Annotated in this window: 14 protein-coding genes; 9 read left to right on the top strand and 5 right to left on the bottom strand. The window is 74.0% G+C overall.

Annotation, left to right across the window (positions count from 1 at the left end):
* The coding region (locus ACF1BN_RS35065; protein ID WP_392335639.1) for a methionine adenosyltransferase domain-containing protein at window positions 1-468 on the top strand (468 nt) is incomplete at its 5' end.
* A gap of 59 nt (window positions 469-527) precedes the next feature.
* Here the strand turns inward: ACF1BN_RS35065 and ACF1BN_RS35060 are convergent.
* The 4 genes from ACF1BN_RS35060 to ACF1BN_RS35045 all read right to left on the bottom strand — a co-directional run bounded on the left by ACF1BN_RS35060 (window position 528) and on the right by ACF1BN_RS35045 (window position 5,637).
* Complete coding sequence (locus tag ACF1BN_RS35060; protein ID WP_392335638.1) at window positions 528-1,589, bottom strand: hypothetical protein; 1,062 nt, start codon at window positions 1,587-1,589, stop codon at window positions 528-530.
* 88 nt (window positions 1,590-1,677) lie between these two features.
* The gene (locus ACF1BN_RS35055; protein WP_392335637.1) at window positions 1,678-3,618 is read right to left on the bottom strand and encodes a hypothetical protein; all 1,941 of its coding nucleotides are present in this window, start codon (window positions 3,616-3,618) and stop codon (window positions 1,678-1,680) included.
* Window positions 3,615-4,367 (bottom strand): toll/interleukin-1 receptor domain-containing protein, encoded by a 753-nt coding sequence (locus ACF1BN_RS35050; RefSeq protein ID WP_392335636.1) that lies wholly within the window; start codon window positions 4,365-4,367, stop codon window positions 3,615-3,617. The genes ACF1BN_RS35055 and ACF1BN_RS35050 overlap by 4 nt, the downstream gene beginning before the upstream one ends.
* Window positions 4,360-5,637: a helix-turn-helix domain-containing protein gene (locus ACF1BN_RS35045; RefSeq protein WP_392335635.1), complete on the bottom strand. Its 1,278-nt coding sequence runs from the start codon at window positions 5,635-5,637 to the stop codon at window positions 4,360-4,362. Before ACF1BN_RS35045 ends, ACF1BN_RS35050 begins: the two co-directional genes overlap by 8 nt.
* Before the next feature lie 184 nt (window positions 5,638-5,821).
* Here ACF1BN_RS35045 and ACF1BN_RS35040 point away from each other — a divergent pair, with 184 nt between their 5' ends.
* The gene (locus tag ACF1BN_RS35040) at window positions 5,822-7,951 is read left to right on the top strand and encodes a primosomal protein N' (protein WP_392335634.1); all 2,130 of its coding nucleotides are present in this window, start codon (window positions 5,822-5,824) and stop codon (window positions 7,949-7,951) included.
* Between the two features lie 71 nt (window positions 7,952-8,022).
* On the opposite strand, the gene ACF1BN_RS35035 is transcribed toward ACF1BN_RS35040, so the two are convergent.
* On the bottom strand, window positions 8,023-8,538 hold the full coding sequence (locus tag ACF1BN_RS35035; RefSeq protein ID WP_392335633.1) for a hypothetical protein: 516 nt from the start codon (window positions 8,536-8,538) through the stop codon (window positions 8,023-8,025).
* Between the two features lie 265 nt (window positions 8,539-8,803).
* Between ACF1BN_RS35035 and fmt the strand changes: the two genes are divergently transcribed.
* The 7 genes from fmt to ACF1BN_RS35000 all read left to right on the top strand — a co-directional run bounded on the left by fmt (window position 8,804) and on the right by ACF1BN_RS35000 (window position 15,693).
* Window positions 8,804-9,736 carry a methionyl-tRNA formyltransferase gene (gene fmt, locus ACF1BN_RS35030; RefSeq protein WP_392335632.1) on the top strand — a complete coding sequence of 311 codons (933 nt, stop codon included), beginning with the start codon at window positions 8,804-8,806 and terminating at the stop codon, window positions 9,734-9,736.
* 141 nt (window positions 9,737-9,877) lie between these two features.
* A complete protein-coding gene (locus ACF1BN_RS35025) occupies window positions 9,878-11,290 on the top strand; it encodes an RsmB/NOP family class I SAM-dependent RNA methyltransferase (protein ID WP_392335631.1) in 1,413 nt (470 codons plus the stop codon).
* A gap of 96 nt (window positions 11,291-11,386) precedes the next feature.
* The gene (rpe, locus tag ACF1BN_RS35020; RefSeq protein WP_392335630.1) at window positions 11,387-12,070 is read left to right on the top strand and encodes a ribulose-phosphate 3-epimerase; all 684 of its coding nucleotides are present in this window, start codon (window positions 11,387-11,389) and stop codon (window positions 12,068-12,070) included.
* A 121-nt stretch (window positions 12,071-12,191) separates the two neighbouring features.
* Window positions 12,192-13,250: a sugar-binding transcriptional regulator gene (locus ACF1BN_RS35015; RefSeq protein ID WP_392335629.1), complete on the top strand. Its 1,059-nt coding sequence runs from the start codon at window positions 12,192-12,194 to the stop codon at window positions 13,248-13,250.
* A gap of 121 nt (window positions 13,251-13,371) precedes the next feature.
* Window positions 13,372-13,830 carry a ribonuclease domain-containing protein gene (locus tag ACF1BN_RS35010; RefSeq protein WP_392335628.1) on the top strand — a complete coding sequence of 153 codons (459 nt, stop codon included), beginning with the start codon at window positions 13,372-13,374 and terminating at the stop codon, window positions 13,828-13,830.
* Window positions 13,817-14,185, top strand: a complete 369-nt coding sequence (locus tag ACF1BN_RS35005; protein ID WP_392335627.1) for a barstar family protein — start codon at window positions 13,817-13,819, stop codon at window positions 14,183-14,185. Before ACF1BN_RS35010 ends, ACF1BN_RS35005 begins: the two co-directional genes overlap by 14 nt.
* 65 nt (window positions 14,186-14,250) lie before the next feature.
* On the top strand, window positions 14,251-15,693 hold the full coding sequence (locus tag ACF1BN_RS35000; protein ID WP_392335626.1) for a GuaB1 family IMP dehydrogenase-related protein: 1,443 nt from the start codon (window positions 14,251-14,253) through the stop codon (window positions 15,691-15,693).
* Window positions 15,694-15,739 lie beyond the last annotated feature (46 nt).

The following is a 15,739-nucleotide window of genomic DNA, read 5'->3' as shown; positions in this document are numbered from 1 at the left end:
TTCGAGATCGGCGGCCCGATGGGCGACGCCGGCCTGACCGGCCGCAAGATCATCATCGACACGTACGGCGGCATGGCCCGCCACGGCGGCGGTGCCTTCTCCGGCAAGGACCCGTCGAAGGTGGACCGCTCGGCCGCCTACGCGATGCGCTGGGTCGCCAAGAACGTCGTCGCCGCGGGCCTCGCCACCCGCTGCGAGGTCCAGGTCGCCTACGCGATCGGCAAGGCCGAGCCCGTCGGCCTCTTCGTCGAGACCTTCGGCACCAACGCCGTCGAGACCGAGAAGATCGAGAACGCCATCGGCGAGGTCTTCGACCTCCGCCCGGCCGCGATCATCCGCGACCTCGACCTCCTCCGCCCGATCTACTCCCAGACCGCCGCCTACGGCCACTTCGGCCGCGAGCTGCCCGACTTCACCTGGGAGCGCACCGACCGCGTCGACGCCCTGAAGAAGGCCGCCGGCCTGTAAGCGGCGCCATGACGCAGGAGGCTCAGAACCCCGGACCGGGGTTCTGAGCCTCCTGCGCGTCAGAGACCGGGTACGCCACCCGCGAGCCGGTGGCCCTCGCCGTCCTCGGCCGGTTCGGCAGGGAGCGGATCGCGGTAGCGCTCCTCCTGCTCGGCCGCGAGCCGGTCCAAGGAGTCGGCACCGTCCAGGCGCGCGGCGCGTGCCGCCTCGGCGACACGGCGCAGGAAGAGTGAGCCGGCGGGGTCGTCCTCGTCGAGACCCAGCCCCCGAAGTGCCGCCACGAACCGGTCGGTGGCGGTTCCCGATTCCTCTGCCTCCCCGGCCCCGGACCTCATCACATACGACTGGAGCGACTCGGGCACAGGCTCGTCGTTGGCCACCGAGGTGAGCTGGGCGAGAAGGCCGATGTCGGCCACGGCCTTGTCCACGTGGTCGTCGTTCCTCGCGAGCCACCACACGACCGCGCTGCCGGTCGAGGTCAGCACGTCCTCGCCCAGGTAGGCGCGCTTGTTCTGCTCCCACTTCCGTTCGTGCTCCCAGACGGCCTCGTCCTTGCGCACGGTGGCCAGCTTCTCCAGCCGTTCTCGATCCGCGGGTGAGAGCGAGACGTGGATGTTCTCCGCCATAGCGAGCACCCGCCCGGACGGGTCCTGTTCCATCGTGCCGAGCGCGCCCGCAAGCTGGTGCTGGACGAGGCTGCCGCGATGCGGGGCGTGCGTGGCGGTGATCGCCCGGGCCCGGGTGAGTACCGCGTCCACCGCCAGGCCTGTGCCGCTGATGACCGGTGCTCCGTGCGCCGCGTCGAGCGGCATCCACCGGACGAGGGCCGTGACGAGAAAGTCGTAGTCGGGGGAGGAGCTGGGCAGGGCGACCTCGCGGACGACCTTCTCCCACCGCTCGACGGGAGGGATCGGCCGGTCCGGCTCCAGCAGATGGTCCCGCGGGATGGCCGGACGACGTCTGCGGGCGAAGAAGCACGAGAGCCCCGCGAGCGTGAGCAGCCCGCCCGCCGCGGTCGGCCAGTACCACCAAGGCCATGCGGTGCCGAGGCCGATGATCACGATGAGCAGTCCGCCGAGCAGGGTGAGGAAGGCCGTGAGGATCTTGTGTCCGGAGCTCAAAGAGGTCCCCTGGTGAATGGGCACGACGACGTCGGGCCGGTGGTTGCGGAACACGGGAAGGAAGCGGTGCCGGGGCGTGTGGCGGGGATCAGCCCCGTGGCGCGGGGGCCGGCAGGACGCCTTGTGCGGTGTCCACGAGGCGACGGACCCGGGCCGCGCAGGGATGTCGGAGGGACGCGACGTAGAGGTGATCGAGGGCGCCCGGACGGTGCGCCGCCGCCCCGACCAGGACTTCGAGCAGCGTCTGACCGAGATCGTCGCCGGGGCGGGCCGCCGCCAGCCACTCCTCCGCCGGTTCGAGCCAGTCGCCCGGACCGGAACCGGCGAACACGGCCCGCCAGGCATTGAGGAGGGTCTCGCGAGTCCTCGCGTCCTCGATGAGCGGACGAGAACCGGTGCTCGCCTCCAGCAGTACGGACGAGGCTGCAACGGTACGGAAGACGCGGGTATCCGGCTGCCGTACGTCTCGGGCCAGGCCCAGGGCGAGCCGATCCAGCAGCTTGCGGTACAGACGTCCGTCCGTGCGCGCCAGCCGCAACAGCCGATCGTCAGCCCCGGACCTGGGGCCGTGAGCCCCTCGAGCCAGATGGTGCAGGCGTACCAGGGCCTGATCGGGATGGCTCGTGGCGATCACATCGGCCGACACGGCGACGAGGACCTGCGCCGTCCACGCGTGGATCCTGGGCTCCAGGGACCAGCGGTAGACGAACTGGCGGAACGACCGCCCGGCTCGAGGGTCGTTGAGCCCGTGCCCGAGGGCCTGGACCGCGGCCTGGAGCAGCGTCCCGTCGTTCTGCTGGATCCACTCCCGGGCGAGGCCGAGTAGGTGGTCGTGCTGATCCAGACGAAGAGTCTGTTCGGCGAATCCGGCAACGAGGTCGTCCCGGTCCTCGTGGCGAAGTCCGGGAAGCCGGAGGCATACGTCGACCCAGTGCCGGAGGACGTCCCACAGATCCGGCCGATTCGACCAGAAATGATCACGGATCGCCACGGCGAAGCCAGGGCGGCGGAACTCCACGTACCCGTCCGTTCGAATCGCGGCGTCGACGCGATCGAGCTGCTCACCCAGATCTTCGTGCTCGAACACCGGCCGTTCGTCGTGCGGGTGTCGGACGGCCTCCAGGAGGAGCCGGCGGGCATGGTGAAGGGCAGCGAGCCGAGCACCGGGCAGCATCGCCACGGTCAGGAGCAGCGCGCGCTGTCCGCCGTCGCTCAGTTTCCGCACATGATCCGCGACCGCTTCCCCGAGGTGGATCAGCCCTTCCAGAGCGACCGAGGACCAGCGGTCAGGTCCCGCACCGGGCTCGGCGCGTCGGGCCTCACCGAGTAGCCGGGCGAGCCGACCCACTTCTCTCAGCGCCGGAGCCCCCGCCAGAAACGTGTGCACGGCAGGCGAAAGCTGGTCAGGGCTGAGGAGACCCGGCACGTCCTCGGCCCGGATGGTCCGCATGAGGACGCGCAATGCGTCGGGGCGCTCGATGACGGCACGGTGGACCACGAGCCCGTCGTCGACCGACGCCCCGTGGGGCAGGATCACCACCAGATGCGCGCGGTGCATTCGGACGCTCTCCACCAGACCGGGGAGCTGGCCCTGCAGAGTCTCCCAGCCCCTGCGCGCGTCCGAGAGGTCCAGCAGCAGCCGGTCCCCGTCGCTCACCTGGTCGCCCGACAGCGCTGAGCCTGCGTTGTCGTCCTCGGGCAGGAGACGACGGGCGGTGCGAGGCCCGGGGGTTTCTTTGAGGAGCATCCTGGCGGCAGTGTCGCGCCCGCTGCCCGGTGGCGCGTCGATCAGGACCACTCTCTCGGACCGCAGTTTGGCCGCGGCCGCACGCATGCCGAGGGGCGGGACGAAGCGGTGCCCCAGCCAGGAAAGGTGGTCATGGGAGAGAGGCCGGGGGAGAGGGGCGCGTCCGAACGAGGTCCCGGCCTCGTGGAAGTGGTAGATCGTGACGTAGTTGGTCTGAGTACCCGGGCCGGTGTTGACCGGTCCGCTCGGGTTCTGGACCCCCGTGAAGGCCGCTTCGCTCATCGGCCGTCGGCCTCGTCCCTCTCCGTGCGTCCGAAGCGGTGCGAGATGCCGCCGTGGTTCTCGCCCGCGACGTAGGCCGCGCCGTCGCCCGACATGTGCGGCTGGTGGGTGTGGCTCTGGTTGTTCTGCGTGCCGGAACCGGTGTTGACAGGGCCTGTGGGGTTCGTGACGAGCGCGTCGATCCGGCCGATGTCCCGGCTCTGGATGCTGAAGCCGCTGTTGCCGCCGGCCAGCGCGTTCTGGGTGGTGTCCGTGCTGCGGACGTCGTCCGCTCCGTCGGGCTCGGCGTGCGGGGCGGCGAGGCCCGGGACGAGCTGGACGATGGCGTCCCCGATCGCGGCCGTTCCCTCGACATGGCTCTGGGAGTCGATCCGCAGGGAGTTCAGCTCGGCCAGGGGGGCCAGCTCCGAAGGCAGTGAGCTGGGGGACAGCCGCTCCGTCCGGCGCCCTCGCAGGACGGGGACCACGTGGACGCCGCAGCGCCATGCCTCCAGGATCTCGATGCGTACCCAGTCGTCCTCCCGGCGGAGGCCGGGGTGATCCGCCCAGTCCGGGCCGATCACGGCGAGCAGGACGCTGCTGCGGCGCACGGCGGTGAGCAAGGCACGGGGGTAGGGCTCGCCGGCCCGGCCGGAGCGCCCCGAGTAGAAGACGGCGTCGTCGCCGAAGCGGGTGCAGAGGGCCTCGTCCAGCAGGGCGGCGACCTCGTTGCCGTCACCGGTGCGGTAGTTGATGAAGATCTCAGCCACGCGGCACTGCCTCTCGTGCGGGAGTGGTCGGGACGGTGTCCTGCAATGCGGCGGCCATCCGCGGCGCCAGGGCACGCGCGTTCGTGTTGCGGGGGTGCCGGCCGAGGACTCGGGAGAGCCGGCGCAGATCTGTTCGGATGGTCCCGGAGGCCAATGCCTCACTCTCGCCCAGGAGGGGGACGGCGAGGGCGCACGCGTGGTCGACCTCGCCCGCGACCGCGTGGGCGAGCACCCGGCGGACGCCGTAGCGGACGCGCGTGCGGGTCGCGTGGGTCGGGATCCGCGTGACCTCCCGGTCGAGGACCTCGGCTGCCTCGCGCGGCAGACCGAGATCGAGCAGGCACCATCCGTTGGTCATGGCCGTGGGGTCGGAGAGATGAGTGGTGCCGATGACGGGAAGCGCGCCCGCGCTGCCGTCCGTGGCGGCCCGTTCGAGCAGCGCCCGTGCCCGGTCCAGTGAGCGCAGGCACGCGTCCCGGTCACCGTTCAAGGCATGCCCCTGGGCCTCCCGCTGGGCGGCGAGTCCCCTGATGCGGGCGGGTAATCGGCCTGCCTGTGCGCCCTGGACGACAGCGATGGTGGAGCGGGCGTCTCCCGCGTAGAAGGTCAGGAGTCCGCGGCGGACGAGCGCGTACGCCTCCAGATGGTGATCACCTCCTGCGGCCGCGAGACGTACGGCGTGATCCGTCCAGGTCAGGGCCGCGTGCTCGTCGCCGCTCTCCTGGGCCATCCAGCCGGTGTACTCCGCGAAACGGGAGGCGAGGAGGTACAACTCCCTCGCCGACCGGGCTCCCGAGCCCTCGGCGAGCGCGGGAAGGGCCCGGGTCTGGGCTTCGAGGGCGGGCAGCACAGCGGCCGAGGGTGCTGTCTGGCCCAGTACGCGGAACTGGTCGAACAGCGCCCGCACTCCGTCCACCAGCGGCCCGCCGGCTCCGTCCGCTGCCCGCTCCACGACCTTCGTACCCGGGGAGGCAAGCGCGGACGGCACGCCGAGCGCGAGCGCGGAGGCGGCTCCGGCGGTCAGGACGCGACGCCGGTCGAGCAGAGCCGGCGCTGTGGCGGGCGATACCAGCGCGGCGAGCGCGCCCTCCGCCCCGAGCGCCGTGTCGCACAGACGGGCCAGCTCGGTGGTCGGGCGCTGGACACCCGTCTCCACCTTGCTCAGCTGGCCCTTGCTGTAATGCACGCGAGCGGCCAGCCCGTCCAGCGTCATTCCGGCCGCCAGCCGCCTTCGGCGCAGCTCCGGTCCGAACTTCGACAACCCTCTCACCTCTCCGCTCCCTCGGGATCGACATGTGCCAGCCTGGGGCCGCCGACGGTGGGGCAACAAGGCGATGGCCGCTGTTTCACGTTTCCATCGGCGCGGGGGCGACGGACAGAGCGCCGATTCGGCCACGAGCGTGGCCGATCATGGACATCTGGCAGTGTCGGTGGCGTCTGGTAGGTATGAGGCTGTGAGCAGCGAGAAGGAGAATCCCGAGGGGCCCGAGCAGCTCGCGCTCATCCGGGAGACCGTGCGGAAGGCGAAGGTGCCGAAGGCCAAGCCGCGGACCTGGCGGGGGGCCGCGCTCGCCAAGGAGCTGCCGGTCGCGCGGGTGGTGGTGAACAAGGGCGTGCTGCACCTCGACCAGTTCTTCGACTACGCGGTGCCCGAGGAGCTGGACGCCTCGGCGCAGCCGGGGGTGCGGGTGCGGGTGCGGTTCGGGGCCGGTTCCGGGCAGGTGCGGGGCGGGCGGCGCGAGGGCGGGCGGTTGATCGACGGGTTCCTCGTCGAGCGGCGGGCCGCGTCCGACTACTCCGGGCCGCTCGCCGCCCTCGCCGACGTCGTGTCGCCCGAGCCGGTGCTCGGGCCCGAGCTGCTGGCGCTCGCGCGGGCCGTCGCCGACCGGTACGCCGGAAGCCTCGCCGACGTGCTCCAGCTCGCCGTGCCGCCGCGCAGCGCCGCCGCGGAGGGGCGACCCTCGCCCGCGCCGCTGCCGCCGCCCGCGCCGCCGGCGCCGGACACCTGGGGGCGGTACGAGCAGGGGACCGCGTTCCTGGAGTCGCTGGCGGGCGGCGGGAGCCCGCGGGCGGTCTGGACGGCGCTGCCAGGGCCGTACTGGGCCGAGGAGATCGCCCGCGCCGTCGCCGCGGCCCTCGCCTCCGGGCGCGGCGCCCTCGTCGTCGTGCCCGACGGGCGGGCCGTGGGGCGGGTCGACGCGGCGCTGACCACCGTCCTGGGGGAGGGACGGCACGCGGTGCTCACCGCCGAGGCCGGACCCGAGAAGCGGTACGGGCAGTGGCTCGCCGTCCGGCGCGGCTCCGTGCGGGCCGTCGTCGGCACCCGCGCCGCGATGTTCGCGCCGGTCAGGGACCTCGGGCTGGTCGTCCTCTGGGACGACGGCGACGGCAGCCACAGCGACCCGCACGCCCCCCAGCCGCACGCCCGCGAGGTGCTGCTGCTGCGCGCCGCCCATGACCGGTGCGCCTTCCTGCTCGGTTCCACCGGCTGCACCGTGGAGGCCGCCCAGCTCGTCGAGTCCGGCTGGGCCCGGCCGCTCGCCGCGAGCCGCGAACAGGTCCGCAGGGCCGCGCCCCTCGTCCGTACCGTCGGCGACGACCTCCTCGCCCGGGACGGGGCCGCCCGGGCCGCCCGGCTGCCCTCGCTCGCCTGGGAGACCCTCCGGGACGGGCTGCGCACCGGACCGGTCCTGATCCAGGTGCCCCGCAGGGGGTACGTGCCCCGGCTCGCCTGCCGGCAGTGCCGCACGCCCGCCCGCTGCCGGCACTGCGCCGGGCCGCTGGAGGCCCCCGACCAGCGCGAGCTGCACTGCGCCTGGTGCGGACGGGAGGAACCGGCCTGGCACTGCGAGGCGTGCGGCTCCACCGGACTGCGCGCCCAGGTGGTCGGCGCCCGCAGGACCGCGGAGGAGCTGGGCCGGGCCTTCCCCGCCGTGCCGGTGCGGACCTCGGGACGCGACCACGTCCTGGACCGGGTCCCGGACCGGCCCGCCCTCGTCGTCTCCACCCCCGGCGCCGAACCGGTCGCCGACGGCGGCTACGCGGCGGCGCTGCTGCTCGACGGCTGGGCGCTGCTCGGCCGCCCGGACCTCCGGGCCGGCGAGGAGGCGCTGCGGCGCTGGATGGACGCGGCCTCGCTGGTGCGGGGCCAGGCCGAGGGCGGCACCGTGGTGGTCGTCGCCGAGCCGACGCTCCGGCCCGTCCAGGCGCTCGTCCGCTGGGATCCGGTGGGGCACGCCCAGCGGGAGCTGGCCGAGCGGGCCGAGCTGGGCTTCCCGCCGGTCTCCCGGATGGCCGCGGTCAGCGGGCCGCCCGAGGCGGTGGAGACCTTCCTGGCGGCGGCCGCGCTGCCCATGGACGCGGAGGTCCTGGGGCCGGTGCCGCTGCCGGTGGTCCGACCCGGGGCCGTCCGCCGGCCCGGCGACCCGCCGCCCGGCGAGCGGTGGGACCGCGCCCTGGTCCGGGTGCCGCCCGGCAGCGGGGCGGCCCTCGCCCAGGCGCTCAAGCACGCCCGGGCGAGCCGCCAGGCCCGGGGCACCGGCGACACCGTCCGGATCCGGGTGGACCCGCCCGACATCGGCTGAGGGTCCGGACACGACGACGGCCGCCGCCCCCTTCGGCCAGGGGGTGGCGGCCGGTCGTCGGCTCCGCGAGGTCAGCCGTTGCGCGGGCTGGGGAAGGCGGGCGAGCGGGGCTCGTCGCGGAGGGTGGCGCTCCCCGAGGTCGGCTGCGGCGGCATCGAGCGGGCGGCGGGCACCGAGGGAAGGGCGCGGGCCGCACCCGGCTCGGGGCCGAGCTCCGGCTCCACGACGGGCTGCGCGGGCGCCCGGCGGGCGCCGTAGCGGCGGTGGACGGCCTGCTTGGTCACCCCGAGCGCGGAGCCGACGGCGTCCCAGGAGAAGCCGAGGGAGCGGTCGAACTCGACGGCGGCGGTCACCAGGGTCTCGACGCTGTCCCGGAGCTCCTGGGCGAGCCGCACGGTGGGGGCGGGCGCGCGGCCGTAGACGACGAAGCCCGTGGAAGGGCCGGAGCGGCGAGGGCGGTAGACATTGCCCAGCTGGGCCGTGAGCGTGCGCAGGGCGTCCACCTGCCGCCGGACCCGCTCGATGTCCCGCACCAACAGGTGCAGACTCGCCCGGGCTTGGGCGTCGTGGGTTGCGTGGTCGGCCATGGATGAGCCTCTCGAACCGGCGATGGAAGGGCGGGCCGCAGGGGGGCGGCGGCCCGATACGGTCAATCTCTCTTGACCAACGCGCCACCGGGACTTGGGTCACGCTGCGGGGGCGTACACGCATATGCGCGGGGCGCTCGCCGTCGCGTACGCCCCCTCCCGCCCGGAGCCGCCCGATCCGGCCCGGCCCGGCGGGAGCGGGGGGACACGACCTAGACTGGTGCGTCGCCCGCAAAGCCCCCGGACAGACAGGCAGTCGCCACCCATGAAGCTCGTCTTCGCAGGCACCCCCGAGGTCGCCGTCCCCGCCCTGGACGCCCTGCTCGCCTCCGGCCGCCACGAGGTCGCCGCCGTGGTCACCCGGCCGGACGCGCCCGCGGGCCGCGGACGGCGCCTGGTGGCCAGCCCGGTCGCGCAGCGGGCCGAGGAGGAGGGCATCGAGATCCTGCGGCCGGCCCACCCGCGCGACGAGGACTTCCTCGCCCGGCTCCGCGAGATCGCCCCGGACTGCTGCCCGGTCGTCGCCTACGGGGCGCTGCTGCCGCAGAAGGCCCTCGACATCCCGGCCCACGGCTGGGTCAACCTGCACTTCTCCCTCCTCCCGGCCTGGCGCGGCGCGGCCCCCGTCCAGCACGCGCTGATGGCGGGCGACGAGGTGACCGGCGCCAGCACCTTCCAGATCGAGCGGGGCCTCGACTCCGGCCCGGTCTACGGCGTGATCACCGAGGAGATCCGTCCCACCGACACCAGCGGCGACCTCCTCACCCGGCTCGCCTTCGCGGGCGCCGGCCTGCTCGCGGCCACCATGGACGGCATCGAGGACGGCGCCCTCAAGGCCGTCCCGCAGCCCGCCGACGGCATCACCCTCGCCCCCAAGATCGAGGTCGAGGACGCCCACGTCGACTTCGCCGCCCCGGCGCTCCGGGTCGACAGGGTCGTCCGCGGCTGCACCCCGGCCCCCGGCGCCTGGACCCTCTTCCGCGGCGAGCGCCTCAAGCTCATCCAGGTCGCCCCGGTCACCGACCGCACCGACCTCGCCGCCGGCGAGCTCGCGGCCGGCAAGAACAACGTGTACGCGGGCACCGGCTCGTACGCCGTCGAACTCCTCTGGGTCCAGCCCCAGGGCAAGAAGCCCATGAAGGCCGCCGACTGGGCCCGCGGCGTCCGCATCGCCCCGGGGGAGCGGCTGGGCGGCTGACCCTGTCCGCGGCGGCCGGGCTGGGCGGCTCCCCGGGAGCGCTGCCCCGGCCGCGCCCCGCGTCAGGGGCGTTTTCTCCGGTGGCGGGGGCGGACGTAGGCTGGGTGGGTTCGACCCCACATTTCGTCACGCGGAGCACCTTTGAGCGAGCAGGCACGTCGCCGTCCCCCCAAGCCCCACCGCCGGCCCAAGAAGGACCCCGTGCGGATGCTCGCCTTCGAGGTGCTGCGGGCGGTCGACGAGCGGGACGCCTACGCCAACCTCGTCCTGCCGCCGCTGCTGCGGAAGGCGCGCGAGAAGGAAGGCTTCGAGGCCCGGGACGCGGCGCTCGCGACCGAGCTGGTCTACGGGACGCTGCGGCGCCAGGGCACGTACGACGCGATCATCGCGGCCTGCGTCGACCGGCCGCTGCGCGAGGTCGACCCGCCGGTCCTCGACGTGCTGTCGCTCGGCGCGCACCAGCTGCTCGGGACGCGGATCCCGCCGCACGCCGCCGTCTCCGCCACCGTCGAGCTGGCCCGCGCGGTGCTCGGCGAGGGGCGCGCCAAGTTCGTCAACGCGGTGCTGCGCAAGATCACGCGGCAGGACCTCGACGCCTGGGTGGCCGAGGTCGCCCCGCCGTACGAGAAGGACGCCGAGGACCACCTCGCCGTCGTGCACTCCCACCCGCGCTGGGTGGTCTCCGCGCTCTGGGACGCGCTCGGCGGCGGCCGGGCCGGCATCGAGGCGCTGCTGGAGGCCGACAACGAGCGGCCCGAGGTCACCCTGGTCGCCCGGCCGGGCCGGGTCACCGTCGACGAGCTGGCGGAGGCCGCCGAGACCGAGCCGGGCCGCTGGTCCCCGTACGCCCTGCGGCTCACCGAGGGCGGCGAGCCCGGCGCCCTGGAGGCCGTGCGGGACGGACGGGCCGGAGTCCAGGACGAGGGCAGTCAGCTCGTCGCGATCGCCCTGGCGAACGCGCCCCTGGACGGCCCCGACACCCGCTGGCTCGACGGCTGCGCGGGCCCCGGCGGCAAGGCCGCGCTCCTCGGCGCGCTGGCCGCCGAGCGCGGCGCCGCCCTGCTCGCCTCCGAGAAGCAGCCGCACCGCGCCCGGCTCGTCGAGCGCGCGCTGGCCGGCAACCCCGGCCCGTACCAGGTCATCGCCGCCGACGGCACCCGCCCGCCGTGGCGCGAGGGTGCCTTCGACCGGGTCCTGGTCGACGTGCCCTGCTCCGGGCTCGGCGCCCTGCGCCGCCGCCCCGAGGCCCGCTGGCGCCGCCGCCCCGAGGACCTCGACGGCTTCGCCCCGCTCCAGCGCGGGCTGCTCACCGAGGCGCTGCGGGCGGTCCGGGTCGGCGGGGTCGTCGGCTACGCGACCTGCTCGCCGCACCTCGCCGAGACCCGGGTCGTGGTGGACGACGTCCTGAAGCGGACGGGTGGCGCCGAACTGATCGACGCCCGGCCGCTGCTCCCCGGTGTCGACCGCCTCGGGGACGGCCCCGACGTCCAGCTGTGGCCGCATCTGCACGGTACGGACGCCATGTATCTGGCGCTGATCCGCCGGACCGCCTGACGGTATCCGCTGGTACGTACCAGTACGTCCGGCGCCGGAACGAACCCGTGCCGGTTCGCGGCGAAGAAGTCCCCAAGAACGTGGCAGGCTTGGCACATGGCGCAGATCAATCCCAGCATCCTCTCCGCAGACTTCGCCCGCCTCGCGGACGAGGCCAAGGCCGTCGACGGCGCCGACTGGCTGCATGTCGACGTCATGGACAACCACTTCGTGCCCAATCTGACGCTGGGCGTGCCGATCGTGGAGTCGCTGAGCCGCGCGACCGACACCCCCCTCGACTGCCACCTGATGATCGAGGACCCGGACCGCTGGGCGCCGCAGTACGTGGAGGCCGGGGCGGGCTCGGTCACCTTCCACGTCGAGGCCGCCGCCGCCCCGGTCCGGCTCGCCCGGGAGATCCGCGCCAAGGGTGCCCGGGCCTCCATGGCGCTCAAGCCGGCCACCCCCATCGAGCCCTTCGAGGACCTGCTCCCCGAGCTCGACATGCTGCTCATCATGACCGTGGAGCCCGGCTTCGGCGGCCAGGCCTTCCTCGACATCATGCTTCCCAAGATCCGCCGCACCCGCGAGCTGATCGCCAAGCACGGCCTGGAGCTGTGGCTCCAGGTCGACGGCGGCGTCTCGGACGCGACCATCGAGCGCTGCGCCGAGGCGGGCGCCGACGTCTTCGTGGCCGGTTCGGCGGTCTACGGGGCGGCCGACCCGGCCGCCGCGGTGGCCGCTCTGCGGGCCAGGGCGGACGCCGCCACGGCCGGTGCCGCCTGGGCATGTGGCCACTGAGCCTCCGGCCGGTGAACGCGGTCCGACGGGCCGCCGACAGGACTGATCAAGGCCCGCCGTTTCTGACAGGATGAACAGCGGGTCCAGAGTGTGAACGAACACGGATCGTGGACAGCGGTGCGTGAACAGCAGTGAGGAGATCGCGGTGGCGGGAATGTCGGCGGGACGATCAGCCCTGCGGATGGGCCCCGCGGAGCTGGTGCAGGCGGCGGCCATGGCGCGCCGCTTCTACCTGGAGGGGAAGTCCAAGATCCAGATCGCCGAGGAGTTCGGCGTGAGCCGCTTCAAGGTGGCCCGGGTCCTGGAGACCGCTCTGGAGCGGGATCTCGTACGCATCGAGATCCGGGTACCGGCCGAGCTGGACGCCGAACGCTCCGACGCGCTGCGCGCCCGCTACGGGCTCCGGCACGCGGTCGTCGTCGAGTCCCCGGCGGAGGACGACGAGTCGCCCGATCCGGAGAACCTCGGCGAGGTCGCGGCCGACCTCCTCGGCGAGCTGGTCACCGAGGGCGACGTCCTCGGCCTGGCCTGGGGCCGGTCGACCATCCACATGGCCGCCGCGCTGGACCGGCTGCCCCCGTGCACGGTCGTCCAGCTCACCGGCGTGTACGACGCCGGGACCGCCGAGCGCGGCTCGGTCGAGGCGGTCCGGCGCGCCGCCCAGGTCTCCGGCGGCGAGGCCCACCCCATCTACGCCCCCATGCTGCTGCCGGACCCGGCCACGGCCGCCGCCCTGCGCAGCCAGACCGGCATCGCCCGGGCCTTCGAGTACTTCGACAAGGTCACCGTCGCCTGCGTCTCCATCGGGTCCTGGGAGCCGGGCATCTCCACCGTCCACGACATGCTCTCCGAGGAGGAGCGCGCCCACTACGCCTCCCTGGGCGTGGCCGCCGAGATGTCCGCGCACCTCTTCGACGCCGAGGGGCGCCGGGTCGGGCGCGACCTGGGCGAGCGGTGCATCACCGTCGAGGCGGACCGGCTGCGCCGGATCCCCGAGGTCGTCGCGATCGCGGGCGGTCAGCGCAAGGCGGCGGCGATCGGCGCGGTGCTCCGCTCCGGCCTCGTCACCAGCCTGGTCACCGACCGCTCGGCCGCCGACCACCTGCTCACCGAGGCCGGCCCGGGCCCGCGCCCGGCCCTCGAACGCAAGGACCCGGACACGGGCACCGACGGACGCTGACGGGCACCGCCGGGACCCGACGGCACCGCGAGGGCGCCGGCCACGCACACGGCCGGCGCCCTCGCGTCCGTCCGGGCGCGTCCCCGGGGCGGACCCCGGCGGGCGGTGACAGCATCGGGACATGACCGCTCGCCGCGTCCGGTCCGGCCTCGCCCTCCTGGCCGGTCTCTCCCTGTTCCTGACCGGCTGCTCCGCCGGGACGGGCACCTCCACCGCCACCGCCGCCCCGTCCCGTACCACCGCGACGGCCGCCCCGGCTCCGTCCGCCGACGGCGCCTCGCGCGCCTCCGGGCTGCCCGTCGTGCGCGAGGCGGAGCTGCCGCCCGAGGCGCGGGAGACCCTCGCGCTGATCCGCGCCGGCGGGCCGTTCCCGTACGCCAGGGACGGCGTCGTCTTCTCCAACTTCGAGCGGATCCTGCCGCGCCGGAAGCGCGGCTACTACCACGAGTACACCGTCCGCACCCCCGGCGAGCGCGACCGCGGGCCGCGCCGCGTCGTCACCGGCGGCGCGGGGGAGAGGTACTACACCGACGACCACTACGAGAGCTTCCGGGAGGTGGTCCCGGATGGCACTCGATGACGCCGTCGTCCTCGACCTGCGCGGGGTCACCGACAAGACCGCCTTCATGGACCGCTGCGTCCGCGCCCTGCCGCTGCCCGTCCGGTTCGGGCGCAACTGGGACGCCCTCGCCGACTCCCTCGCCGATCTGCGCGAACCCATGGCGATCGTGGTGACCGGCTGGCACGCTTATGCCGAGGCCGAACCGGACGACTGGGCCGTCGCGCAGGAGGTCTTCTCCGCGGCGGCCGCCACCAGCCGGCGGGGCCTCGCGGTCCTCCTCTCGCTCGGCGGTTGGGAGGATCGCACAAGCGCCACCTCGCAAGGCTCGGACGATCCGACCGCAGTGTCCCGCGCCCCCGACGTGGGAGAATGAACTACGTGCTTTTTCCCCTGGCTGAAATGCCTAGGGGCCGATCCGAACGACTGGGATGTCAGCACGTGCGTTTCCTCAATGACGTCAAGCCGCCGTACGACCTCACGTACGACGATGTGTTCATGGTGCCGAGCCGGTCGGCCGTCGGCTCCCGACAGGCCGTGGACCTCTCCGCGCCGGACGGCACCGGCACGACGATCCCGCTGGTCGTCGCCAACATGACCGCGATCGCCGGCCGCCGCATGGCCGAGACCGTCGCCCGCAGGGGCGGCCTCGTCGTCATCCCCCAGGACATCCCGATCGAGGTCGTCACCGAGGTCATCTCCTGGGTGAAGGGCCGCCATCTGGTCCTCGACACCCCCATCGTGCTGGAGCCCCACCAGACGGTCGCCGACGCCCTCGCCCTGCTGCCCAAGCGGGCCCACGACGCCGCGGTCGTCGTCGACGAGCACCGCCGCCCCGTCGGCGTCGTCACCGACGCCGACCTCAGCGGCGTCGACCGCTTCACCCAGCTCTCCGAGGTCATGTCCAAGGACCTCCTCCTGCTGGACGCGGACATCGACCCCCGCGAGGCCTTCAACACCCTCGACGGCGCCAACCGCCGCTACGCCCCCGCGGTCGACGCGGACGGCAAGCTGGCCGGCATCCTCACCCGCAAGGGCGCCCTGCGCGCCACCCTGTACACCCCGGCCGTGGACGCGAACGGCCGGCTGCGGATCGCCGCCGCCGTCGGCATCAACGGCGACGTGGCCGGCAAGGCCAAGCAGCTGCTCGACGCGGGCGTCGACACCCTCGTCATCGACACCGCCCACGGGCACCAGGAGTCGATGATCTCCGCCATCCGGACCGTCCGGGCGCTCGACCCGCAGGTCCCGATCGTCGCCGGCAACATCGTCGCCGCCGAGGGCGTCAAGGACCTCATCGAGGCCGGCGCCGACATCATCAAGGTCGGCGTGGGCCCCGGCGCCATGTGCACCACCCGCATGATGACCGGTGTCGGCCGCCCGCAGTTCTCGGCCGTCCTGGAGTGCGCCGCCGAGGCGAAGAAGTACGGCAAGCACGTCTGGGCCGACGGTGGCGTCCGGCACCCGCGCGACGTCGCCATGGCGCTCGCCGCCGGCGCGTCCAACGTGATGATCGGCTCCTGGTTCGCCGGGACGTACGAGTCCCCCGGCGACCTCCACGAGGACGCCCAGGGCCGCGCCTACAAGGAGTCCTTCGGCATGGCGTCCGCCCGTGCCGTGCGCAACCGCACCTCGGACGAGTCCTCCTACGACCGCGCCCGCAAGGCGCTCTTCGAGGAGGGCATCTCGACCTCGCGGATGTTCCTCGACCCGCAGCGCCCCGGCGTCGAGGACCTGATCGACTCGATCATCGCCGGTGTCCGCTCCTCCTGCACCTACGCCGGCGCGGGCTCGCTCGCCGAGTTCGAGGAGAAGGCCGTCGTGGGCATCCAGTCCGCCGCCGGCTACGCCGAGGGCAAGCCGCTGCACGCCAGCTGGAGCTGACCCCTCGCCGCACGCGTGAGAGAGCCCCCGGGAGCGCCGCTCCCGG

It is taken from the genome of Streptomyces sp. NPDC014861 (genome assembly GCF_043081625.1).
In the GTDB taxonomy this organism is placed as follows: Bacteria; Actinomycetota; Actinomycetes; order Streptomycetales; family Streptomycetaceae; genus Streptomyces.
Note: the sequence above shows the minus strand (reverse complement) of the source record. Positions and strands in the feature narration are given on the sequence as shown.

Bases quoted from the DNA above. Each gene is read 5' to 3' on its own strand.
- ACF1BN_RS35055 (WP_392335637.1), bottom strand. From the start codon at position 3,618: ATGAGCGAAGCGGCCTTCACGGGGGTCCAGAACCCGAGCGGACCGGTC.
- ACF1BN_RS35035 (WP_392335633.1), bottom strand. From the start codon at position 8,538: ATGGCCGACCACGCAACCCACGACGCCCAAGCCCGGGCGAGTCTGCAC.
- fmt (WP_392335632.1), top strand. From the start codon at position 8,804: ATGAAGCTCGTCTTCGCAGGCACCCCCGAGGTCGCCGTCCCCGCCCTG.
- rpe (WP_392335630.1), top strand. From the start codon at position 11,387: ATGGCGCAGATCAATCCCAGCATCCTCTCCGCAGACTTCGCCCGCCTC.
- ACF1BN_RS35010 (WP_392335628.1), top strand. From the start codon at position 13,372: ATGACCGCTCGCCGCGTCCGGTCCGGCCTCGCCCTCCTGGCCGGTCTC.
- ACF1BN_RS35005 (WP_392335627.1), top strand. From the start codon at position 13,817: ATGGCACTCGATGACGCCGTCGTCCTCGACCTGCGCGGGGTCACCGAC.